This is a genomic window from Micromonospora sp. WMMA1363 (assembly GCF_030345795.1).
GTDB lineage: Bacteria > Actinomycetota > Actinomycetes > Mycobacteriales > Micromonosporaceae > Micromonospora.
The window spans coordinates 2,247,428-2,269,944 of record NZ_JAUALB010000001.1; the positions used below are offsets into that span (position 1 = coordinate 2,247,428).

Annotated in this window: 21 protein-coding genes; 9 read left to right on the forward strand and 12 right to left on the reverse strand. The window is 73.2% G+C overall.

What is annotated here, in order from left to right; translation table 11 throughout:
• The first annotated feature begins 28 nt into the window (after positions 1-28).
• Positions 29-874, forward strand: a complete 846-nt coding sequence (locus tag QTQ03_RS10180; RefSeq protein ID WP_502889728.1) for a GNAT family N-acetyltransferase — start codon at positions 29-31, stop codon at positions 872-874.
• Positions 875-1,047: 173 nt separating this feature from the next.
• Here the strand turns inward: QTQ03_RS10180 and QTQ03_RS10185 are convergent, their stop codons facing one another.
• Positions 1,048-2,235, reverse strand: a complete 1,188-nt coding sequence (locus tag QTQ03_RS10185; RefSeq protein WP_289277779.1) for an FAD-dependent oxidoreductase — start codon at positions 2,233-2,235, stop codon at positions 1,048-1,050.
• 13 nt (positions 2,236-2,248) lie between these two features.
• Positions 2,249-3,484: a prolipoprotein diacylglyceryl transferase gene (gene lgt, locus QTQ03_RS10190; protein WP_289277780.1), complete on the reverse strand. Its 1,236-nt coding sequence runs from the start codon at positions 3,482-3,484 to the stop codon at positions 2,249-2,251.
• Between the two features lie 101 nt (positions 3,485-3,585).
• Between lgt and QTQ03_RS10195 the strand changes: the two genes are divergently transcribed.
• Positions 3,586-4,089, forward strand: a complete 504-nt coding sequence (locus QTQ03_RS10195; RefSeq protein WP_289277781.1) for an NUDIX hydrolase — start codon at positions 3,586-3,588, stop codon at positions 4,087-4,089.
• A gap of 172 nt (positions 4,090-4,261) precedes the next feature.
• Here the strand turns inward: QTQ03_RS10195 and trpA are convergent, their stop codons facing one another.
• The 3 genes from trpA to trpC form a co-directional block, all read right to left on the reverse strand.
• Complete coding sequence (gene trpA, locus QTQ03_RS10200) at positions 4,262-5,065, reverse strand: tryptophan synthase subunit alpha (RefSeq protein ID WP_289277782.1); 804 nt, start codon at positions 5,063-5,065, stop codon at positions 4,262-4,264.
• A gap of 85 nt (positions 5,066-5,150) precedes the next feature.
• Positions 5,151-6,386, reverse strand: a complete 1,236-nt coding sequence (gene trpB, locus QTQ03_RS10205; RefSeq protein WP_289277783.1) for a tryptophan synthase subunit beta — start codon at positions 6,384-6,386, stop codon at positions 5,151-5,153.
• 36 nt (positions 6,387-6,422) lie between these two features.
• Positions 6,423-7,226, reverse strand: coding sequence for an indole-3-glycerol phosphate synthase TrpC (trpC, locus tag QTQ03_RS10210; RefSeq protein ID WP_289280758.1), 804 nt, complete (start codon positions 7,224-7,226; stop codon positions 6,423-6,425).
• Positions 7,227-7,717: 491 nt separating this feature from the next.
• Here trpC and QTQ03_RS10215 point away from each other — a divergent pair, with 491 nt between their 5' ends.
• Entirely contained in the window at positions 7,718-7,963 is a 246-nt protein-coding gene (locus QTQ03_RS10215) for a hypothetical protein (RefSeq protein ID WP_289277784.1), read from the forward strand.
• Between the two features lie 52 nt (positions 7,964-8,015).
• Here the strand turns inward: QTQ03_RS10215 and QTQ03_RS10220 are convergent, their stop codons facing one another.
• The 3 genes from QTQ03_RS10220 to hisI all read right to left on the reverse strand — a co-directional run bounded on the left by QTQ03_RS10220 (position 8,016) and on the right by hisI (position 10,744).
• Positions 8,016-8,594, reverse strand: coding sequence for a Trp biosynthesis-associated membrane protein (locus tag QTQ03_RS10220; protein WP_289277785.1), 579 nt, complete (start codon positions 8,592-8,594; stop codon positions 8,016-8,018).
• 49 nt (positions 8,595-8,643) lie between these two features.
• A complete protein-coding gene (locus QTQ03_RS10225) occupies positions 8,644-10,197 on the reverse strand; it encodes an anthranilate synthase component I (RefSeq protein ID WP_289277786.1) in 1,554 nt (517 codons plus the stop codon).
• A 121-nt stretch (positions 10,198-10,318) separates the two neighbouring features.
• Positions 10,319-10,744: a phosphoribosyl-AMP cyclohydrolase gene (gene hisI / locus QTQ03_RS10230; RefSeq protein WP_289280759.1), complete on the reverse strand. Its 426-nt coding sequence runs from the start codon at positions 10,742-10,744 to the stop codon at positions 10,319-10,321.
• 376 nt (positions 10,745-11,120) lie between these two features.
• Here hisI and QTQ03_RS10235 point away from each other — a divergent pair, with 376 nt between their 5' ends.
• From QTQ03_RS10235 to QTQ03_RS10245, 3 genes are all read left to right on the forward strand, one after another.
• Positions 11,121-11,858 carry an ABC transporter ATP-binding protein gene (locus QTQ03_RS10235; RefSeq protein WP_289277787.1) on the forward strand — a complete coding sequence of 246 codons (738 nt, stop codon included), beginning with the start codon at positions 11,121-11,123 and terminating at the stop codon, positions 11,856-11,858.
• Positions 11,855-12,610 (forward strand): ABC transporter permease, encoded by a 756-nt coding sequence (locus QTQ03_RS10240; protein WP_289277788.1) that lies wholly within the window; start codon positions 11,855-11,857, stop codon positions 12,608-12,610. The genes QTQ03_RS10235 and QTQ03_RS10240 overlap by 4 nt, the downstream gene beginning before the upstream one ends.
• Before the next feature lie 83 nt (positions 12,611-12,693).
• Positions 12,694-13,317, forward strand: a complete 624-nt coding sequence (locus QTQ03_RS10245; RefSeq protein WP_289277789.1) for a TetR/AcrR family transcriptional regulator — start codon at positions 12,694-12,696, stop codon at positions 13,315-13,317.
• Here QTQ03_RS10245 and QTQ03_RS10250 read toward each other — a convergent pair.
• The 3 genes from QTQ03_RS10250 to QTQ03_RS10260 all read right to left on the reverse strand — a co-directional run bounded on the left by QTQ03_RS10250 (position 13,304) and on the right by QTQ03_RS10260 (position 17,341).
• Complete coding sequence (locus tag QTQ03_RS10250; protein WP_289277790.1) at positions 13,304-13,453, reverse strand: hypothetical protein; 150 nt, start codon at positions 13,451-13,453, stop codon at positions 13,304-13,306. The genes QTQ03_RS10245 and QTQ03_RS10250 overlap by 14 nt on opposite strands.
• 74 nt (positions 13,454-13,527) lie before the next feature.
• Positions 13,528-15,306 (reverse strand): ABC transporter ATP-binding protein, encoded by a 1,779-nt coding sequence (locus QTQ03_RS10255; protein WP_289277791.1) that lies wholly within the window; start codon positions 15,304-15,306, stop codon positions 13,528-13,530.
• Positions 15,307-15,454: 148 nt separating this feature from the next.
• The gene (locus QTQ03_RS10260) at positions 15,455-17,341 is read right to left on the reverse strand and encodes an ABC transporter ATP-binding protein (protein ID WP_289277792.1); all 1,887 of its coding nucleotides are present in this window, start codon (positions 17,339-17,341) and stop codon (positions 15,455-15,457) included.
• Between the two features lie 160 nt (positions 17,342-17,501).
• Here QTQ03_RS10260 and QTQ03_RS10265 point away from each other — a divergent pair, with 160 nt between their 5' ends.
• The 3 genes from QTQ03_RS10265 (at position 17,502) to QTQ03_RS10275 (ending at position 21,152) form a co-directional block, all read left to right on the forward strand.
• Complete coding sequence (locus tag QTQ03_RS10265) at positions 17,502-18,131, forward strand: TIGR03085 family metal-binding protein (protein ID WP_289277793.1); 630 nt, start codon at positions 17,502-17,504, stop codon at positions 18,129-18,131.
• A gap of 113 nt (positions 18,132-18,244) precedes the next feature.
• Positions 18,245-19,186 (forward strand): terpene synthase family protein, encoded by a 942-nt coding sequence (locus QTQ03_RS10270; RefSeq protein WP_289277794.1) that lies wholly within the window; start codon positions 18,245-18,247, stop codon positions 19,184-19,186.
• A 139-nt stretch (positions 19,187-19,325) separates the two neighbouring features.
• On the forward strand, positions 19,326-21,152 hold the full coding sequence (locus tag QTQ03_RS10275) for an AMP-dependent synthetase/ligase (protein WP_289277795.1): 1,827 nt from the start codon (positions 19,326-19,328) through the stop codon (positions 21,150-21,152).
• Positions 21,153-21,199: 47 nt separating this feature from the next.
• Here QTQ03_RS10275 and QTQ03_RS10280 read toward each other — a convergent pair whose 3' ends face one another.
• A complete protein-coding gene (locus tag QTQ03_RS10280) occupies positions 21,200-22,513 on the reverse strand; it encodes a low temperature requirement protein A (protein WP_289277796.1) in 1,314 nt (437 codons plus the stop codon).
• Positions 22,514-22,517: the final 4 nt, after the last annotated feature.

Consider the following 22,517-nt stretch of genomic DNA (forward strand, 5'->3'; position numbering starts at 1 on the left):
CAGAGTCTGGGACGTGTAGTCTCGCGCGGTGGATCCGCTGCACAAGGACAGGTTCGCGCGGCTGGAGCGCTTCTACGACGCGGTGCCCCGCGACGCCGCCCGACCCGAACAGCACGGCGCCCTGGTGCTGTTCGTCCGCGATGGCACCGGTTGGCCGTTCTACGCCCGCCCCCGGCTCGACACCACCACGTCGCCCGCCCTCGCCGACGTCGCGGCCGTCCGCGAGCGCCAGCGGGAGCTCGGGCTGCCGGAAGCGTTCGAGTGGGTGCACGAGACCACCCCCGAGTTGCTCGCCGTGGCCCGCTCCGCGGGCCTGTCCGTGCTCGAGGCGCCGTTGATGGTGCTCGATCCGGCCGCCCTGCCGGAAGCGGCCACGCTCAGCAGCGTGCCGGTACGACTGCTGGACCCGACGGACGAGGACTTCGCGGCCGCGGTGGCCGCCCGCCGAGCCGTCGCCGCGGTCGGGTTCTCCGCCGCCGGCACCGACCGCGGGCCGGCCGGGCCGGCCGAGCGCGACGCCGCGCTCACCGGGCTGGACGTCGCCGCCCTGGACGAGGAGGCGACCCGGGTCGCCGACGGCCGGCGGCTGTCGGCGCTGGCCGGCACGCCCGGCGACGGGGCACTGGCCAGCGGGATGGCGATGCGGGTCGGCGACGTCGCCGAGATAGCCGGGGTGGCCACCCTGCCGGCCGCCCGCCGCCGCGGTCTCGGTGCCGCGGTCACCGCCGCGCTGGCCCACGCGCTGCTCGCGGCCGGCACCGGCCTGGTCTTCCTCTCCGCCGGCAGCGAGGAGATCGCCCGGGTCTACCTGCGCGTCGGCTTCCGTCGCATCGGCACCGCCTGCATCGCCGAACCCGCTCCGGTCGTCCCCTGACCGCAGGCGTGCCCGTGGTGGCCGCTTCTCCTCACCGCCCGCTCTCTCCCATCGCCCGGCTTCCGGCGGCGCCGACATCCCTGTGGGTGGGTCAAGCAGCGCAACAGGGGCGATTCCTCCCTCGCGAAGCGGACGGCCCCCGCGGTGTCCGGCGCGGCGCGCGCCGGACGACGTCAGGTCGGGGGACGCCATTGCGCCGCGCTGACGGCGGCGGACGCGCGCAGGCGGGGACTCAGCGCGCCGAGGGCGACGTCGCGGGCGCGCAGGGCAAGCCGGCCCCGGGCCTGGAGCACCGCAGACATCCGGCGGCTCTGTCGGACCATAGCGGCAACCCGCGGCCGGCGCACCCGGTCGTACCCGGACACGGCGTCCGGCAGCCGGGACTCGCGCAGGAGCGCGGCCAGCGTGGCGGCGTCCTCGAAGGCGAGGCAGGCGCCCTGCCCGAGGTGCGGCGGCATGGCGTGCGCGGCGTCACCGAGCAGCGCCACCCCGCCCGGCCCGGCCGGGAGCCCGTACGCGCGGGGCAACGGACGCAGCTCACGGATCTCCTGCTGCACCAGGTCCGCCGGGTCGGTGGCGTCGAGCAGGTCGGCGATCGGCGCGGGCCAGCCCGCGTACCAGCGGCGCAACAGGGCGAGCTGGGTTTCCGGCGGCTCCGGCCGGGCGGCGCCGGCGGCGGTGGCCACCCAGTAGATGCCGCCGCGGTTGGACGTCCCCGACGAGCCCCACTCACCCAACGACGCGGACACGAAGCGGTAGCCTGCGCCGAGCACCTCGCCGGTCGACGACGTTTCGGCGGACAGCCGTGGCGCCCGGTACCAGGGGATCACCGCTCGCCAGGCGACGGATCCGGAGCTGGCCACGGCCGCCTCGGGCGCCAGCTGCCGGCGGACCACACTGTCGATGCCGTCGGCGGCGACCACCAGATCGGCCTCGATCGTGTGTCGGCCGTCGTCGACCGACGGGCGGGAACCTGGCTCGGCACGGACGGTACGCACGGTCATACCGGTCCGCAGCTCGACCGCGTCCCCAAGCCCGGCGACAAGCGCGTCGTGCAGGTCCTCCCGGTGCACCAGCACCGGCATCCGGTCCGCCGGGGCGGGACGCGGCTGCACCAGCCAGTGGCCGTCCGGTCGGCGCACGCCCCCGTCGGGCAGCGGTGTCGCGATCGTGTCCAGGCCCGCCCCGAGGCCGAGGGCGTGCAGCGCGCGGACCCCGTTGGGCCAGAGCACCACGGCCGTGGGCGCTGGACGGATCCGGTCGGCCTGCTCGAGCAGGGTGACTCGCCAGCCCGAACGGGCCAGCGCGCCGGCAACGGCGAGACCGCCGATGCCGGCACCGACCACGACCGCGCTGCGCATGCGGCGCTCCCGCTCAGCTGTCGCGGTCGGCGGGACGGGCGGCGTCCGTCCCCACGTCCCCGGCTGCCGCATCACCGGCCGCCCGGTGGGCCGGCTCGGGCGCCCGACCGGGTGGGTCGCCCGCCGCAGTCCCGTCGGGCCGGTCGGCGGCGGCACCCGTGGTCTCGGCGTCCCCGGGCCGGTCGGCGGCGGCACCCGTGGTCTCGGCGTCCCCGGCGCGGTCGGCTGGCGTCTCGGCGGGCACCTCGCCGGTTTCCCGCCAGTGCCGGTACTGCTCCTCGGTGACCACCCGATACCCCTCCGGCGCCACGGGCCGGGATCCCGCCTCCCGGGCGGACAGGTCGACCTGGGAGACATCCGAGTCGGGAGCGGGGGTTCCGGTCGCGCCCACCGGGATCAGGTACTCCCGGGGGCCGCGCACCCGCACGAAGTAGAGCAGCGCGCCGAGGAAGACCACCGCCGCCGTCCAGACGTTCAACCGCACGCCGACAATCGTGTTCGCCTCGTCGGTGCGCATCATCTCGATCCAGAACCGGCCGACCGTGTAGCCCATCACGTAGAGCGCGAAGGCCCGGCCACGCCCAAGCCTGAGCCGGCGGTCGAGGACGAGGACCAGGGCGGCGACGCCCAGATTCCACAACAACTCGTAGGCGAACGTCGGGTGGTAGAGGCCCTCCTCGAGGATGGGCCGCCCGGCGTCGTCCCGCAGCGCCTGGCCCGGGTTGTCCGGGTCCATCCGGTGGATCTCCAGCCCCCACGGCAGGGTGGTGCGGCCACCGTACAACTCGTTGTTGAACCAGTTGCCGAGCCGGCCGATCGCCTGGGCCAGCGGCAGCCCCGGGGCGAGCGCGTCGGCCACCACCGCGAACGGGATGCCGAGTTGCCGGGCGGCGATCCACGCGCCGACCGCGCCGCCGGCCACGGCACCCCAGATACCGAGACCGCCCTCCCAGATCGCGAACGCCTTCAGCGGGTCGCCGCCGGTGCCGAAGTACTTTTCCGGGGAGGTGATCACGTGGTACAGCCGGGCACCGATGATTCCCGCGGGCACCGCCCAGACGGCGATATCGAGCACCGCTCCGGGGGCCACCCCGCGCTGGCGCAGCCGCCGCTCGGTGACCCAGCAGGCCACCACGATCCCGACGATGATGCAGAGCGCGTACGCCCGGATCGGCACCGGCCCCAACTGCCACACGGCGGTGGTCGGGCTAGGCAGGGCCGCCAGGGGGGTCTGCGAGGCGAGGGTCACGGGTGCACAGGCTACCTCCGACTGCCCCTTTCGTGGCACCCCGGGCCGGGCAGGGTGTGGTGCGATGACTTCTGGTGGCCGTCGCCGTAGGCTCCGGTCTCATGAGCGCGCTCACCTGGGCGGTCGCCGCGGTCGTCACCGACGGCGCCGGTCAGGTGCTGCTCTGTCGGCAGGGCCGGGGTGAGCGCCGGCACGCGCTGCCCGGCGGACGGCTGCGCCCGGGCGAGAGCCCGGCACGGGCGGTAGGTCGGGACATCCGGGCCGAGACCGGCTGGGAGGTCGAGTTGGTCGACCTGGTCGGGCTGTACCACCTCGCGGAGCCGGCGGCGCGGCCGGCGGGTCGGGGCGGCCCGTTACCCGACGTACTCGTGCACGTCTTCCGGGCGCGCACCCGGGGCACGCGCCCGCACGACACGCCTGCCGGCGGCTGTCGGCTCTCCTGGCACGATCCCGCCGCGTTGCCCGAGGCGCTCACGCCGACCACCCGCGCCGCCCTCGCCGACGCCCTCGCCGGCCGCAGCGGCGTCATCCGCGACTGCCCCCCGGCGCCACCTCCCCCGACCCCCCGTACACCTTCCCCGACGACCCACCCAGCCCACCCCTGACACGTAAGCCGCCGGCTCGCCCCCCTTGGGGTGCGTGCTGCCGCGGGCAGCCGAGTCACCAACCCCCGACACCCGCGATCCCGCGCTCTGCGTCGCGATGGATGGGGCATCGTCCACGAAGGGGAACAGGAGGAAGCTCGGGATCGGCGCTGGGGGCTGTGGGCGGGCTGGGTCAGCGGGTCGGGGTACGGACTCCTTCCGCCAGCTCACCGGACAGGGCGCGGAGGGCGGACAACCCGGCGTCCTGGTCAGGTGCGTCGAGCAGGCAACGGATCAGCGCGCTGCCGACGATGACACCGTCGGCGTACCCGGCGACCGTGCCGGCCTGCGCACCGGAGCCAACCCCGAGACCGACACCAACCGGCAGGTCGGTGACCTGCCGGACCCGGGAGACCAGGACCGGCGCCGCCGCGGAGGTCTGCGCCCGGGCGCCGGTGACGCCCATGATGGCCGTGGCGTAGACGAACCCTCGGCAGTGGGTGGCGGTCATCCGCAGCCGGGCGTCGGTGGAGGACGGCGAGACCAGGAACGTCCGGTCCAACCCGTACGCGTCCGATGCGGCCAGCCACTCGTCGGCCTCGTCGGGGATCAGATCGGGAGTGATCAGACCGGTGCCGCCGGCGGCGGCGAGATCCCGGGCGAAGGTGTCGACGCCGTACTGCTCGACCGGGTTCCAGTAGGTCATGGTGACCACCGGGGCGCCGGCCGCCGCGACCGCCTCGACGATCCTCAGGGTGTCCGCGATCCGGACGCCGCCGGCCAGGGCGATGTCACTCGCCCGCTGGATGACGGGGCCGTCCATCACCGGGTCGGAGTACGGGATCTCCACCTCGACGACGTCCACGCCGGCCTCGACCATGGCGGTCATCGCGGCGATGCTGCCCTCGACCGTGGGAAACCCGGCCGGCATGCAGCCGACGAGCACCGCCCGGCCGTCGGCGCGGGCCTTGTCGAAGGCGGCCCCGATGCGGCTCATGCCACCGCCCCCCGTCGGACGGCAACGACACGAGGCCCACCGGCGAAAAATCTGACGATCCGCTCGCTGCGCTCGCTCATGCCCGTCACTCCTTGTCGAGGATCCCGAAGTACTCGCCGGCGGTGTGGACATCCTTGTCGCCCCGCCCGGAGAGGTTGACCACCACCACCGGCTCGCGCCCCAACTCCACGGCGAGTTTCGGGGCGATCGCGACCGTGCCGGCGAGCGCGTGCGCGCTCTCGATCGCCGGAATGACCCCCTCGGTGCGGCAGAGCAGCTCGAACGCGGCCATCGCCTCGGCGTCGGTGACGGGCAGATAGGTCGCCCGGCCGGTTTCGTGCAGCCAGGCGTGCTCCGGCCCGACGCCCGGGTAGTCCAGCCCGGCGGAGATCGAGTGCGACTCGACGGTCTGGCCGTCGGTGTCCTGGAGCACGTACGTCCGGGTGCCGTGCAGCACCCCGGACGAGCCACCGGTGATGCTCGCCGCATGCCGGCCGGTCGCCACCCCGTCTCCCCCGGCCTCGAAGCCGTACAGACGCACGTCCGGGTCGCCGGCGAAGGCGTGGAAGATGCCCAGCGCGTTCGAACCGCCACCGACACAGGCGGTGACCGCGTCGGGCAGCGCGCCGGTCAGGTCGAGACACTGCTGCCGGGCCTCGTCGCCGATGCCACGGACGAAATCGCGGACCATCGCGGGGAACGGGTGCGGGCCGGCGGCGGTGCCGATCAGGTAGTGGGTGCTGTCGACGTTGGCCACCCAGTCCCGCATCGCCTCGTTCATCGCGTCCTTGAGCGTGCGCGACCCGGTGGTGACCGGCACCACGGTGGCGCCGAGCATCCGCATCCGCGCCACGTTCAGCGCCTGCCGCTGCGTGTCGACCTCACCCATGTAGACCACGCACTCGAGGTCGAACAGGGCGGCGGCGGTGGCGGTGGCGACCCCGTGCTGACCGGCGCCGGTCTCGGCGATCACGCGCCGCTTGCCCATCCGCTTCGTCAGCAGCGCCTGACCGAGCACGTTGCGCACCTTGTGCGCGCCCGTGTGGTTGAGGTCCTCCCGCTTGAGCAGCACCCGCGCGCCGGCCCGGGCGGAGAATCGTCGGGCCTCGTACAGCAGCGACGGGACGCCGGCGTAGTCCCGCAGCAGAGCGGCGAACCCAGCGCGGAACGACTCGTCGGTCATCGCGGTGCGCCACGCGTCGTCCAGCTCGTCGAGCGCGGCCACCAGGGCCTCGGGGACGAATCGGCCACCGAACCGGCCGAAGTGGCCGGCGGCGTCGGGGTACGGACCGGCCGGGGCGGCCAGCGCGTCGGCGCTCATCGCGGTTCCTCTCGCTACGGCTGTCTCCCGGCGCGGTCAGCGCGCCGGGCGGGGCGTCGCCGGGTGGTTGCCGGCGTTGACCAGCTCAGCCACCGCCTCGCGGGGACTCTTCTGGGTGACCAGGCCCTCGCCCACCAGGACCGCGTCGGCGCCGGCCGAGGCGTACCGGATGAGGTCGTGCGGACCCCGCACACCAGACTCGGCGATCTTGACGACGCTGCTGGGCAGGCCGGGCGCGATCCGCTCGAAGACCGAACGGTCGACCTCCAGGGTGCGCAGGTCGCGGGCGTTGACCCCGATCACCTGCGCGCCCGCCTCGAGCGCCCGGTCGGCCTCCTCCTCGTCGTGCACCTCGACCAGCGCGGTCATCCCCAACGACTCGATCCGCTCGAGCAGGCCCACCAGCACGTTCTGCTCCAAGGCCGCCACGATCAGCAGGACCAGGTCGGCCCCGTGCGCCCGGGCCTCGTGCACCTGGTAGCTGGAGACCACGAAGTCCTTGCGGAGGACCGGGACGTTCACCGCGGCGCGGACGGCGGCGAGGTCGTCCAGCGAGCCGCCGAACCAGCGCCCCTCGGTGAGGACGCTGATCGCCCGGGCACCGCCGGCCGCGTAGTCGCCGGCCAGGTCGGCCGGATCGGCGATCTCGGCCAGCCGGCCCTTCGACGGCGACGAGCGCTTGACCTCGGCGATCACCGCCACACCCGGCTTGCGCAGGGCGGCGTACGCGTCCGCCGGCGGCGGGGCGGCGGATGCCAGCTCCCGGATGCGCTCCAGCGGAACCTGCTTCTGCCGCCGGGCCACGTCGTCGCGTACGCCGGCCAGAATCTCGTCGAGCACGCTGACAGGCTTCGCCGAACCGGCGTCGTCGCCCTCCGCGTGCGCACGCTCAGCAGTCACCAACGGACTCCCCTCTCCGGGTGTCATGGACCGATGCTAGGGGGCACCACCCGAACCGGACCGCCGGGGGTATGGCGCTACTCACGAAACGGGCTGCGGCATAATGCCCGACTTCCGGTGAAGGCCGAGTCACGCAGGGCCACCGCGTCCCGTCGACGGCAGCGCTGCCGCCACCTGACGGCCGGACCACCCCCGGCATCGACACGATGCTATCCGCCAAGCTCCGCACCCGCCCGGTCGAGGCGACAACACGGCGCCTGTCGATGCTGTGAGCAAGCTCAAGGCCGAACGGCCCTTCCCAGGTCAGGCCGGCGGACCGAGAGTTGACGTGTCGGTCACGACCGCGAAACGTGAGCGGGTGAGCATCTATCTCGGGCAGACTCGACGGGGCGTCTACCGAGTCAACACACGATCTCCGCACGAGGTTGATCATGAGCATTGCCGGACCGCACCAGACCATCGGCCTCACCACCATCTCCCGTACCGTCGCGTCGCTCGCCGTCGGTGTCGTGCACACCCTCGAGCGCGCCGTCATCGGCGAGGGCCGCACGCGCACCGCCCGAGGCAACGCGTGGGAGGCCGTCTGCGCCGACCGGGCCCGGGCAAACCAGCGGGCGGAGCTCGACCGCCTGGTGGCGGAGCTGGCGACGACCCGCGACCACCAGCCGGTAGGCTGATCCGGATTCGGCCACGCACCGCCCCGAACCACCCGTGGGCGCCGGGCCGACGTCAGTCCGCAGTCGGATCCTCGCCCCGGTCCAGCGCGTCCCACGCCTCGGTGGTCCGCCGGCCGGTCACCTGGCCGCCCCACGACCGGGGTGCGGCCACGCTCCGGGCGGACCGCTCGTACCGGGCGCCCATCGCCGGCCACCGCCGGGCGCGCAGCGCGGTCAACAGCCCGCCCGCCATCGCAAGCAGGCCACCGACCAGGCACAGCAGCGGCCACTGTCGGCTGACCACCCCGTCGAAACCGGCGAGAGACCCGTAGCCGCCGCCAGCCGCCACCGCGCCCCCGAGCAGCACCAGCAAGACACCGAACAACCGCCGTAACCGCCCCCGGGTGGCCAGCACCGCGCCCCCACCGGCCAGCGCGACCAGGGCCAGCGCCGGCAACCAGGGGAGCAGGTCGGCCCCGGTTCGGCCGACGCGGACCGGCGGCAGCGGGGTGGGGCGCGGGGTCAGTTCCACCGTCCAGGTGCGGGTCGCCGCCCACACCGCGAGGCCCGCGCCCGCCACGCAGAGCAGCACCGCGTACGTCAGTTCGCGCCGACCCGCCATGACCGGAGCCCCGGATTCGGGGCGGGTCATCCAGCGCACCCGCCGCCGGGCAGCGCCGGCGGGCGGCTCACCACACCACTCACCGGGCCGCCCGCAGCGTCTCCGCGGCGGCGATCGCGGCCAGCACGGCGGCAGCCTTGTTCCGCGTCTCCTGATCCTCGGCGGCCGGGTCGGAGTCAGCCACGACGCCCGCGCCGGCCTGTACGTACGCCCGCCCGTCGCGGAGCAGCGCGGTGCGGATCGCGATCGCCATGTCGAGATCCCCGCCGAAGCCGAAGTAGCCCACCGTGCCGCCGTAGAGCCCCCGCCGGACCGGCTCCAGTTCCTCGATGATCTCCATGGCCCGCACCTTCGGAGCGCCGGAGAGCGTACCCGCCGGGAAGGTCGCGGCCAGCGCGTCGAACGCGGTGCAATCGTCCCGCAGCGCGCCGACGACGGTGGAGACGATGTGCATGACGTGGCTGTACCGCTCGATGGTGGCGAACTCGGGCACCTCGACGGTGCCCGGCCGGCAGACCCGGCCCAGGTCGTTGCGGCCCAGGTCGACCAGCATCACGTGCTCGGCCCGCTCCTTCGGGTCGGTGAGCAGCTCGGCGGCGAGCCGGCCGTCGGCCGCGGGGGTGCCGCCCCGGGGACGGGTGCCGGCGATGGGGTGCAGCAGGGCGCGCCGCTGCCCGTCGCCGTCGGCGGTGACCTTGAGGTGTGCCTCCGGAGACGAGCCGACGATGTCGAAGCCGTCGAAGCGCAGCAGGTACATGTACGGGCTGGGGTTGGTGGTTCGCAGCACCCGGTAGACGTCCAGCGGGTCGGCACGGGTCGGCCGCTCGAAGCGCTGCGCCAGCACGATCTGGAAGCACTCGCCGGCCCGGATCGCCTCCTTGGCCTCCTCAACCGCCTTCAGATACCCCCCCTCGGGGGTGCGGCAGAGCACGTCACCGGCGGGCACGCGATCGACTGTGGAAATCATCGGTGGGATCGGCCGGGACAGTGCGGTGGTCATCGCGTCGAGCCGGCCGACCGCTTGGTGGTACGCCGCGGCGACCGCCGCCGCCCGGTCCGGCTCATCCGGCGCCGGCAGGATCGCGTTGGCCACCAGGATCGCCGAGCCGTCGTAGTGGTCGAGCACCACCAGGTCGGTGGCGAGCATCATCCCCAGCTCGGGTATGCCGAGGTCGTCCTCGGCATACCCGGGTAGCCGCTCGAAGCGCCGGACCAGGTCGTACCCGAGATAGCCGACCATGCCCCCGGTCAGCGGCGGCAACCCGGCGTCGGCGTCGGCGGCCGGACCGGCCAGGGCCGCCACGGTCTCCCGGAGCACCGCGACCGGATCGCCGGTGGTGGGCAGTCCGGCGGGCGGCCGACCCGCCCAGACCGCGGCGCCGCCGCGCTCGGTCAGCGTGGCGACGCTGCGGACGCCGATGAACGAATACCGGGACCAGGCCAGGCCCGCCGAGCCGACGCCCTGCTCGGCGGACTCCAGCAGGAAGGTGCCCGGGCCGCCGCCGAGCTTGCGGTAGACACCGACCGGAGTCTCCGCGTCGGCGAGCAGCCGCCGGGTGACCGGGACGACCCGCCAGCGCGCAGCCAGCTCGGCGAAGGTCGCCGCGTCGGGGCTCACCGTACCGTCGGTCATGGCTGGACCTGCCTCTCGTCTCCAGGACCTGCTGCCCCGGTCAGGCCGAGCCGGCGTCCATCCGCCGTCCGGCCGAAGGGCGAAGACCGGCCAGCACGTGCGGAACGGACGCCGACCTCGCTCACGGCACCTCGCCGCCGCTGACCGGCAGGTCGGTGTGGAAGCACGTGCGCTGCCCGGTGTGGCATGCCGGGCCGACCTGGTCGACGCTGACCAGTAGGGCATCGCCGTCGCAGTCGAGGGCGACCGACCGGACGTACTGGTGGTGGCCGGAGGTGGCGCCCTTGACCCAGTACTCGGCCCGGCTGCGGGACCAGTAGGTGGCCCGGCCGGTGGTCAGCGTGCGGTGCAGCGCCTCGTCGTCCATCCAGGCGACCATCAGCACCTCGCCGGAATCGTGCTGACGGATCACGGCGGCGACCAGGCCGTCCGGCGTTCGCCGCAGCCGTGCGGCGATGACCGGGTCGAGGCGGGACGGCCGAGCGGGGCCACCCGTCGGGTCCGGGCCGGGATGGGCGCCGGTGACGGGCGCGTCGGGTACGGGCACAGTCATCCATTCTCCTGCACGCCGTGGGGGAACCGACGAGGGCTCCCGCCGTCGTCCGCGCCTGACGGCCGGAGCAGCCGCGCGGGACGGCCGTCCAGGCGGTCGGCGACCGCGCCGTCCGCCAAGGTTCGGACCATGCGGACCCGGTCGTCGGAGAGGCCCGGACCGGGTGACACAACGTGCGGCACCGCGCCATCGTGCCGTACGTCCCATCAGAGCGCAATGTCCAGTGCATCCCTGTCGGTTGGTTCACACCGTGGTTGATCGATCCAGGTTCCGGAGGCCGTTTCGCCGCGGCGGCGATGGGCGCTTGCCAGCCCGGTCGAATCTCATCTAGCGTTGAGTTCATTAGTTGATGAGTTTGGGGAGGTAAGCGATGGAGGACGCCATCGCCGTCCGCGACCTGGTGGTGGACCGGGGCGGGCGGCGGGTGCTGTACGGGATCGGCGCGGCGGTGCCGCGCGGCACCGTCACCGGCCTGCTCGGCCCGAGCGGCAGCGGCAAGACCACCCTCATCCGGGCCGTGGTCGGAGTTCAGCTGATCGCGTCCGGCACGGTGACCGTGCTGGGACGTCCCGCCGGAAGCCCGGAGCTGCGCCGGCGGGTGGGCTACCTGACCCAGGCGCCGAGTGTGTACGCGGACCTGACCGTCCAGGAGAACGCCCGCTACTTCGCGGCCCTGCACGGGCGGCGACACACCGAGGCGGACCGGGCCGTCGCCGACGTCGGCCTGCAGGACGCGGCCAGCCAACTGGTCGGCACCCTCTCCGGTGGCCAGCGCAGCCGGGCATCGCTGGCCTGCGCCCTGGTGGGCGAGCCCGAACTGCTCGTGCTCGACGAACCGACCGTCGGGCAGGACCCCGTCCTGCGGGCCGAGCTGTGGGCCCGGTTCCATGCGTTGGCCGCCACCGGCACCACCCTGCTGGTCTCCAGCCACGTCATGGACGAGGCAGCCCGCTGCGACCGGCTGCTGCTGATCCGCGAGGGGCGGCTGATCGCCGACGACACCCCGGACGCGGTGCGCGCGGCGACCGGTGTCGACGACCTGGAGGAGGCGTTCCTGCGAATGATCCGCGCGAGCGAGGCCGGCCCGGCCGGACGGGAGGCGTCGTGAACCCCCGGATCCTCGCGGCCACCACCGGCCGCATCCTGCGCCAACTGCGCCACGACCCGCGTACGGTGGCGCTGCTCGTGGTCGTGCCCGCGGTGCTGCTCGCCCTGATCTACTACATGTTCGTCGACCAGCCGTCGCCGCCGGGCCAGCCGTCGTCCTTCGACCGGATCGCGCTGGTGATGCTGGGGTTCTTCCCGTTCATCATCATGTTCCTGGTGACCAGCATCGCGATGCTCCGCGAGCGCACCACCGGCACGCTGGAACGTCTGCTCACCACCCCGCTCGGCAAGCTCGACCTGCTCTTCGCTTACGGCATCGCGTTCGGTCTGGCCGGTGTCGTGCAGGCGGCGGTGGCGGCGGCCGTGGCGTACTGGCTGTTCGACCTCGACACCGCCGGCAGCAGCGGACTGGTCATCCTCATCGCGGCCGTCAACGCGGTGCTCGCCGTCGCGCTCGGGCTGTTCTGCAGCGCGTTCGCCCGCACCGAGTTCCAGGCCGTACAGTTCATGCCGGTCGTGGTGGCCCCGCAACTGCTGCTCTGCGGCCTCTTCGTACCCCGGGACGAGATGGCCGGCTGGCTCCAGGCGGTCAGCGACGTGCTGCCCCTGTCGTACGCGGTAGAGGCGTTGCAGGAGGTCGGCGTCAACGCCGAGCCGACCGGCACGATGTGGCGTGACCTGGTGATCGTTGCCGGTGCCGCGGTCCTGGCACTGGTGCTCGCCGCGGCCACCCTGCGCCGACGCGGCGGCTGAGCGGGGCGGAGCGTCACCCGGGCGGCAGCGGGCCGACGACGGGGCGGCGACGGGGCGGACCGCACGGAGAGCGAAGGGTGGCGATGGCGCGACGGACCGGACGACGACCCGGTAACCCGGACACCCGCGAGACGATCCTCGCGGCGGCACGGACAGCGTTCGCCGACCGCGGCTACGACGCGGCCTCGATCCGCGCCATCGCCACCGCGGCCGGAGTGGACCCGGCGCTGGTACACCACTACTTCGGCAGCAAGGACAAGCTCTTCCTCGCCGCGATGAACGCGCCGGCCGACCCGGGCGTGCTGGTCCCGGCCGTCATCACCGGCGACCCGGACCGGATCGGCGAACGGTTGGTGCGCACCTTCCTCAGGGTGTGGGACGCGCCGAGCGGCGCGGCGGCGGTGGCGCTGCTGCGTTCGGCGGTGAGCAACGAGTGGACCGCCAGACTGCTCCGGGAGTTCCTGACCACACAGGTGCTGCGCCGGGTGCTGGAACACCTCGACATCCCCCCGGCGGAGCTGTCCCTGCGCGGGGCGCTGGTGGCCAGCCAGCTCATCGGGCTGGCCATGACCCGGTACGTGGTCCGGCTGGAGCCGGTCGCCTCGGCGCCGCCGGAGACGCTGGTCGCCACGGTGGGGCCCACCGTCCAGCGGTACCTCACCGCACCGCTGGCGGGTAAGGAGGGGCCTCTTGTCAACGCCTCGTGAGTGACGGGGTCCCCGCCCAGCTGGCCGATCGAACGCCGTGCCGGGCGCCGGCCACCGGCGGCAGGTCGAGCACGATCGCCACGTCGGAGCCATCGGTCAGCCGCAACGCAGCGGCGCGGTCGCTGACAACCGGCACCGGCAGCAACACCCTGCCACGCCTACCAGCAGGCACCCAGTTACGTGGAATACCAGCAGCACCCCCGGCCACGCCTACCTGGTCTGCTCCAACCAGGAGGCGTAGAGCAGCCCGTACACCGACTCGGGGTCGCGGACCAGCTCCTCGTGCGGGCCGCGCTGCACGATTCGGCCCCGATCCACCACGATCACCTCGTCGGCGGCCTGCGCGGTGGAGAGCCGGTGCGCGATGGCGAGCGTGGTCCGGCCCCGGGTCACCGCGTCCAACGTCCGTTGCAGCCGTACCTCGGTGGCCGGATCGACCGCGCTGGTAGCCTCGTCGAGCACCAACAGGTCCGGGTCCGCGACGTACGCCCGGGCCAGCGCGACCAGCTGACGCTCGCCGACGCTCAGCGCCTCGCCGCGCTCCCCCACCGGCGTGTGAAGGCCGGCCGGCAGCCCGTCCAACCAGTCGACCAACCCCAACTCGGTGAACGCGGCGACCAACTGCTCGTCGGTCAGTTCCGGGCGGGCGAAGCGGACGTTCTCCGCGACCGTGGCGTCGAACAGGAACCCGTCCTGCGGCACCATCACCACCCGCGAGCGCAGCGAGGCGAACCGCACCTGCCGCAGCGGCACCCCGGAGAGCAGCACAGCCCCCTCGGTCGGGTCCATCAGGCGGGTGAGCAGCTTCGCGAACGTGGTCTTGCCGCTGCCGGTCTCGCCGACCACCGCCACCCGGCTCTTCGCCGGGATTTCCACGTCGATGGCGTGCAACACCGGCGCCCCACCCGGGTACGTGAACCCGACACCGGCGAAGCGGATGTCCAGCGGGCCCGCTGGCAGGTCCCGCCCCTGCTCGGCCGGGTCGGCGACGTCCGGCGCGACATCCAGCACATCGAGCACCCGACGCCAGCCGGCGATCGCGTTCTGCGCCTCGTTGAGCACCTCGGTGGCGATCTGCACCGGCTGGATGAAGAGGGTGACCAGGAACAGGAACGCGGTCACCTCGCCGATGCTGAGCGTACGATCGGCACCGAGCAGCACCCCGAGCACCACCACGCCGGCCAGGGCCAGCCCCGCCGCGATCTCCCCGGTCGAGCTGCCCAGGACGCTGATTCGGATGGCCCGCTGCTGAGCTCGCCGCTGGTTGTCGATCGCGTCGTCGAGCCGCCCGGCGGTCCGCCCGGCGATCCCGTACGCCCGGATCACCGGCGCGCCCACCACACTCTCGGCGATCACGCCGAGCAGCGTGCCCGTGCGCTGCCGCACCACTGCGTACGCCCCGGCGAGGCGCCGCTGGAGGCCTCGGATCACGAACACCGCCGGGCCGAAGGCGGCGAACACCACCAAGGTCAGCTGCCAGGAGTACGCGAGCATGACGGCCGTGGTCACCACCAGCTGGCCGAGGTTGATCAGAAGGATCACGCCGCCCCACTGGAGGAACTGGGTGATCTGGTCGACGTCACTGGTCACCCGGGAGACCAGCGAGCCCCGCCGCTCGGACTGCTGGTGCAGCATCGACAGGTCGTGCACGTGCCGGAAGGCCCGCACCCGCACATTGGCCAGCGCGGTCTCGCTGACCGTGAACAGCCGGCGCATCATCAGATAGCCGCAGGTGGTGGTCACGGCGAGCACCGCGGTGGTGACGGCCACGACCGTCCACACCACGCCCAGCCGGAGACCGCCGGCGATGCCGTTGTCGATGCCCTGCTGCACCGCTACCGGCACGGCCGCCCGGCCGACCATGTAGACGAGGGCCAGACCGAGCGTGCCGGTCAGGCCGACCCGCAGCTCCGGGGAGAGCGCGAGACCGCGACGCAGCGTCCGCCAGGTTGACTCGGTCGCGTCCGGCGCCTCCAGCGCTGCGCTCACCGGGCTCCCCTTTCGTTCGCGCCCGCGGGGCTCGCAAGCTCGCTCCTCGCGCTCACCGGGCTCCCCTTTCGTTCGCGCCCGCGGGGCTCGCAAGCTCGCTCCTCGCGCTCACCGGGCTCCCCTTTTCGTTCGCGCCCGCGGGGCTCGATCACCGGTCCACCTCCATCTCCAGGCCGGAGGTCACCGGCGGCATGACCTCGCCGTCGTACGTGCGCTGCTGGTCTTGCTCGGCCTCGGCCTGCTCGTACGCGGTGACCAGGTCGGCGTAGCCGGGAACGGTGGCGAGCAGCTCGGCGTGGGTGCCCCGGGCTACCACCCGCCCGTGCTGCAGGTAGATCACCTCGTCGGCGAGTGCGATCGTCGCCTGTCGGTACGCGACCACGAGGATGGACGCGGCCGCCGTCCCCCGCTCGCCCGGCGCGGCGCGCAGCCCGGCGAGGATCGCCGCCTCCACCCTCGGGTCGACCGCGCTGGTGGCATCGTCGAGCACGAGCAGGCGCGGCCGGCCAGCGAGGGCACGGGCCAGGGTGAGCCGCTGCCGCTGGCCGCCCGAGAGCGACGTGCCCCGCTCCCCCACCCGGGTGTCCAGCCCATCGGGAAGGGCGGCGACGAAGCCGTCCGCCTCGGCCAGGCGCAGCGCCGCCCAGACCTCGTCGTCGCCGATGCTCGGACGGTCCAGGGTGATGTTCGCCCGGACGGTGTCGTCGAAGACGAACGGCACCTGCGCGACCAGCGCCGCCGTTCGGGCGAGCGAGTCGGCGGTGAGGTCCCGCACGTCCACCCCGTCGATGGCGACCCTGCCGGCGCGCGGGTCGACCAGTCGGACGGCGAGGGAGGCGATCGTCGACTTGCCGGCGCCGGTCGGCCCGACCAGCGCCACCGTCGTCCCGGCCGGGACGGTGAAGCTGACCTCGCCGAGCACCTCGGCACCCGGCAGGTGCGCCTCAGCCGGCTCGTAGCCGAAGTGGACGTCGGTGAAGGTGAGCGGGGCCGGTCGGGGATCGACCGGATCGAGGACGCTGTGGCCGTACGGCATCTCGCCGGTGGCGTCGAGGACCCGCCGGACCCGGTCCCAGCCGGCGACGCTGCGCGGCAGCTCGGCCAGTACCCAGCCGATCGCCCGCACCGGGAACGCCAGCACGGTGAACAGGAACGCCACGCTGACCAGCTCGGCGACGCTGATCGCCCCCTGCCGCAGTCGGACTGTGCCGACCACCAGTACCGCGAGGGTGCCGAGGCTCGGCAGGGTCTCCAGCATCGGATCGAAGATTCCACGCAGCCGCCCGACCGACACCAGCGCGTCCCGCAGCTCCCGGGCGCGGCTGCCGAACCGGTTGGTCTCCTGCGCCTCGCGCCCCATGGTCTTGACCACCAGAGCGCCGTCGAAACTCTCGTGGGCGATGCCGCTCACCTCCGCGCGCAGCCGCTGCGCGTGGGCCTGGCGGGGAGCCATCCGGCGGGAATAGACCACGTTGAGCGCGAACAACGCCGGGAAGACGGCGAGACCGACCAGCGCGAGCGCCCAGTCGGTGACGAACAGCGACACCACCGCACCGACCAGCATCACCAGGGTGCCGACCGCGAAGGGCAGGGGCGCGATCGGATGCCAGGCGGCCTCGACGTCGGAGTTGGCGTTGGACAGCAGCGTGCCGGTGGCGTTGCGGTGATGCCAGGACAGTGGCAGGTCGAGGTAACGCCGGGTGACCCGGCGACGGTAGGCGGCCTGAAGCCGGAACTGCATGTAACCGGCGCCGAGCCGGCGGCCGAAGATGCCGACCACCCGCAGCACGCTGATGCCGAAGAGCGCGACGGCGGCCAGGGCGAGCGCACCGGTCTCCACCGACCCGTCCTCGACCGCTGGCACGACCACGTCACCGACCACCGCGCCGACCACGTACGCGCTGGCGACGACCATCAGCCCGAACAGCACGCTGCCGGCCACCGCCACCGCGAAGATCCGCGGCTGTTCCCGGATCGCCCGGCCGAGGACGGCCAGCCCCCGCCAAACCACGTCCCGACTCGCCCTGCTCGCCACGCCATCCCCCGCCGTAGGCCACGGTTGTCCCTCCCATCCTTACGCGTCGGGGCGTGCTCCGCCGACCCGGGGAAGGACCTGTGACCCGACGGCCGTGACCCGTCGTCCGCGCCCCGCCCGCGACGGTGCGCCCTCGGCCGTCGACGCATACCATCGAGCCATGCCGCGCTACGCCCGATCGGAGCGCCAGGCGCTCGCCGACCTTTTCCAGACGCTCGGACCGGACGCACCGACGCTCAACGACGGCTGGACGACCCGTGACCTCGCCGCCCACCTGGTGCTCCGGGAGCGGCGCCCCGACGCGGCCGGGGGCATAGCGCTTCCGCCGCTACGGGGGTACGCGGAACGGGTCCGCCTCCGGATCGCCGCCCGGCCCTGGCCCAGCCTGGTCGACCAGGTACGCCGGCCGCCGGCGTGGAGCCCGGTCAGCAACCCGCTGACCGACGAGTTGGCCAACACGATGGAGTTCTTCGTCCACCACGAGGACGTCCGGCGCGGGCGGCCGGACTGGCTGCCCCGCGACCTGCCGGCCGGGCTGCACCGGGCACTCTGGAAGCGGGCGACCGCGCTGGCCCGGGTGATGCTCCGCCGCTTTCCGGCCGACGTGCTGATCCAGGCACCCGAGTATGGGGAACTGTCGGCCGGGCGGGGCGGGGAACCGGTCCGGGTGGTGGGACCGCCGGGCGAGCTGGCGCTGTTTCTCACCGGCCGGCAGCGGGCGGCGCGCGTCCAGGTCGACGGGCCGGCCTTGCTGGCAGACCGACTCCGGGCCGCCCGGCTGGGCATCTGACCCGCTGCGCGGAATCGGTGACTCGTCGCGGACGATCCACTAACCGGACCGTCACCTTCCTCCCGTACGCTGTGCCGCGTCGCCCGCCCGGGGCGGCGCGACAGGGGGGCACCATGCGGACCTTCGCGGTCTCGGCGCTTCGTGAACCCCCCTTTCCCGCCGGGCGGCACGGGGAAACCGCGCGGGTGGGGCGGGAGAGCATCGCCTGGGCGCAACGCCTCGGTCTGGTCACGAGCGGGAAACGGCTCAGCCGGGCGGACGCCGCCGGCCTCGCCGGACGTGTCTGCCCCGCCGCGCCGGTCGAGCGGATGCGCCTGCTGGCCGATCTGATCTCCTGGCTGTTCGTCATGGACGACGCCTGTGACGAGGACGGCCTCGGCGTGGCGCCCACCCGGCTGGCCCCGACCGTCGCCGCGCTGCTCGACGTGCTGGACCGGCACGGCGACCCGCGGGCGACGCCGGCGACCGAGAGCGGGCCGCTGGGCGAGGCGCTGGCGGACCTGTGCCGGCGGGTCCGCCTTTTCGGACCGCCCGGGCTGCTGCTGCGCTTCACCAGCCAGGTCCGCGACTACCTGCTCGCGTTGCTGTGGGAGGCGGTCAACCGAGAGCACGGCCGGGTGCCGGCGGTCGACGAGTACGTGCAGATGCGCCGGCACACCGGCGGGGTCCAGCCCAGTTTCACCCTCACCGACCTCGCCGCCGGCGGGCTGCCGGGGCCCGGGCGGCGCGCCGACCCGGGGCTGGTCGCCCTCGAGTTACTCGCCGCCGACCTGGTGTGCTGGTGCAACGACCTGTTCTCCTACGACAAGGAGAACCGCGCCGGCCCGGACTCGCACAATCTGGTCACCGTGCTGGCCGAGGGGTCGGGCGGGGACGAGGAGGCCGCGCTGCGCGCAGCGGCGGACCGGTTCAACCGGGGACTGTCGGCGTACCTGGCAGCGGAGGAGGCGCTCTCGGCGCGCGGGGACGACGCGCTGCGGACCGTGCTGCGGAGCCGCCGCAACTGGATCCGGGCCACCTACGACTGGTCGCAGACGGCCGCCCGGTACGCCTGACCGGAGGCGTTTCACGTCGCGAGACACCGGCCGGCGCCCGCGTGGAGGGCTAGCCGACGCCCGGGGGCAGACAATACCCTTCGGTAACACCTATGGAGTGACAGCCGTCACGCCATCACCCCCGAAGGCGGTTGCAGCGATGGCTCTCGATGTACCGTACCGTTCCATTCCTGACATGTTCCTGAAGCGTGTCGCGGCGACCCCCGACCGCCGCGCCTTCGCCTACCCGTCCCCGGACGATTCGGGACCGGTCTGGTTGACCTGGGAGCAGGTGGCCCACCGCGCCAAGGCGATCGCCGCCGGCCTGCACGGCCTGGGCATCCGCCAGGAGAACCCGGTGGCGATCCTGGCGAGCACCCGACTCGAGTGGGTGCTCGCCGACTTCGGCATCATGTGCGCCGGCGGCGCGACCACCACCGTCTACCCCACCACGGAGCCGGAAGACGCGACCTACATCGTCGCGGACTCGGGTTCCAGGGTGTTGTTCGCGGAGAACCCGGCGCAGGCGGCAAAGCTCAGCGGCGCGGACCTGCCCGCACTGACCCACGTGGTGCTCTTCGACGGCGAGGCAGACCCCACGGCGGCGATCCCGCAGCTGACCCTCCCCGAGTTGGAGGAACGCGGCCACGCGGCGCTCGCCGCCGAGCCCGACCTGATCGACATGCTGGTCGCCGGGATCGGTCCGGAGCAGCTGGCCACGTTGATCTACACCTCCGGCACCACCGGGCAGCCGAAGGGCGTCGAGCTGCTGCACGGCGGCTGGTGTTGGGAGGGCGTCGCGCAGGCTGAGGTCGGCCTGCTGCGCGACGACGACATGCAGTACCTGTGGCTCCCGCTGTCCCACTCGTTCGGCAAGACGCTGCTCTGTGGCACCACCCACGTGGCCCTGCCGACCTACGTCGACGGCCGGGCGGACAAGCTCGTCGACCTGCTCGGTGTGGTCAGGCCGACGGTGATGTGCGCCGCGCCGCGGGTCTTCGAGAAGGTCTACAACCGCGCGGTCACCACCGCCCAGGACGCCGGCGGCGCGAAGGCCAAGATCTTCGCCTGGGGCGTCGGGGTCGGCAAGGAGAAGGTCACGCTGGAGCAGGCGGGCAAACCGGTTCCGCTCGGCCTCAGACTCAAGTACGCGATAGCCGAGAAGCTGGTCTTCAGCAAGCTCCAGGCGCGGCTCGGCGGCCGGATCCGAGTACTCGTGTCGGGCGCGGCCCCGCTCAGCCCCGAGATCGCCACCTTCTTCGCCGCCGCCAACCTGCCGATCTCCGAGGGGTACGGCCTCACCGAGACCAGTGCCGGCAACTTCGTCAACCCGCCAGACGGGCAGCTGCGCATCGGCACGGTCGGCAGGGCGCTCGGCGACCTGGAGTGCCGGATCGACACCGACGGCGAGATCCTGGTCAAGGGCCGGCCTGTCATGCGTGGCTACCACAACCTGCCGGAGGAGACCGCCGCGGCGTTCACCGAGGACGGCTTCTTCCGCACCGGTGACATCGGCACCCTCGAAGACGGCTACCTGCGAATCACCGACCGCAAGAAGGACCTGGTGAAGACGTCGGGTGGCAAGTACGTCGCCCCATCGCACATCGAGGGGATGTTCAAGGCGACCTGTCCGTACACGTCGCAGGCGGTGGTGATCGGGCAGGCCCGCAACTACTGCACGATGGTGGTCACCCTCGACCCGGAAGCGATCAGCGGCTGGGCGGCCGGCACTCCGCTGGAGGGCCGCAGCTACGCCGAGATCGTCGCCTCCCCGCAGGCGCAGGCCATGGTCGAAGAGTACGTCGCGCAGCTCAACACCAAACTGAACCGGTGGGAGACGGTCAAGAAGGTCACCATCCTGCCCCGCGACCTGACGATCGAGGACGGCGAGATCACCCCGTCGCTGAAGATCAAACGCCGCGGCGTGGAGAAGAACTTCGCCACCGAGATCGACAAGATGTACGAGGGCACGCTCGCCGAGCTCTGACCGGTCCGACCGACGGCCCCGCACCAGGGGTACGGGGCCGCCACCGGTCACAGGTAGCGCCGGCGCCATTCGGTCTGTTCGGCCTCGGCGGCCAGCTGCTCCTGCAGTGCCGTCTCGCGCACGGTCCGCCGGTTCGGCGCGTCGGCGACCAACTGCACGACCAACAGCAGCGCGCACACCGTCGCCAGCAGCACCAGGGCCACCAGCCCCGGCAGCCGGTGGGCCAGGGTGATCAGTGGAATGAGCACCGCGACCGCGGTGACCGGCGGCCAGCGGACGTTCCGCGTCGCCACGGCGCCCAGCACCGCGAGAGCGGCCAGATAGAGAATCACCCCGCCGTACAGGCTCACCACCTCGATGACCGGCAGGGACGCTCCCCACGGCGGCGTGTCCGGGTCCGACACGGTGTGCAGCAGCCGCTTGAGGGCCAGGGCGAACAGGATGACGCCAGCCACCATCGGCAGGTGCAGGTAGGTGTAGGCGTTCCGGGCGAGTGCCGCGCGGGCAGCGGGCATCCGGGCGCGGTGCAGTGCCTGCTCCACCCCGAGGGCCAGACTGTCGAAGTACGCCCACCACAGCACCGCGACGATCGCGATTCCCACCACCGCGGCGACGACGACCGGCGCGGTCAACGGTAGGCCGGAGACCAGTTCCGGTCCGAGCCCCAAGGAGATGATCGACTCGCCCAACGCGATCAGCACGATCAACGCGTGTCGCTCCGCCCAGTGACCAGCGGAGATCACCGTCCAACCGGTACCGGGTAGCGCGAGCCCCGCACCGTACTCGACCCCGATCGCCACGAGCCAGATGACGAGTCGGAGGGGCCGCTCCGCCCCGCCGTCGGCGACGCGCTGCGGCACCAGCCCCGCGACGACCAGCAGGGCGGTCGCGATCAGCACCGGGCCGAGCAACAGCAGCCAGCGTTGACGCAGGTCCGGATCCGACCGCACCACCCAGCCGAACACCCCTACCTGGAGGACGCGGACGAGGAAGTAACACGCGGCGAAGACCACCGGACCGTGCAGCCCGCCGGGAATCTCGACGAACGCCGACGGGATGGCCAGCGCGAGCACGAAGACCGCGGCCGTGGTGACGAACCCGACCAGCGGGATGGTCCCCTGGTCGGTGCGGACCGCGTTGCCCAGTGCGGCGAAGCCGGACCAGCACCACCAGAGCAGGGCCAGCACCAGCACGCACCGGAACAACGCCTGCCAGCTGAGATCGGCGGCGGTCAGGTCGGTGACGTTGAGGAACGCGAAGACGAAGACGAGGTCGTAGAAGAGCTCCAGCCGGGTCGTTCGGGAACCCGGTGCGCCCGGTCGCACCGCACGCGACCAACGGATCTTGTCTTCCCGCTCCACCTGG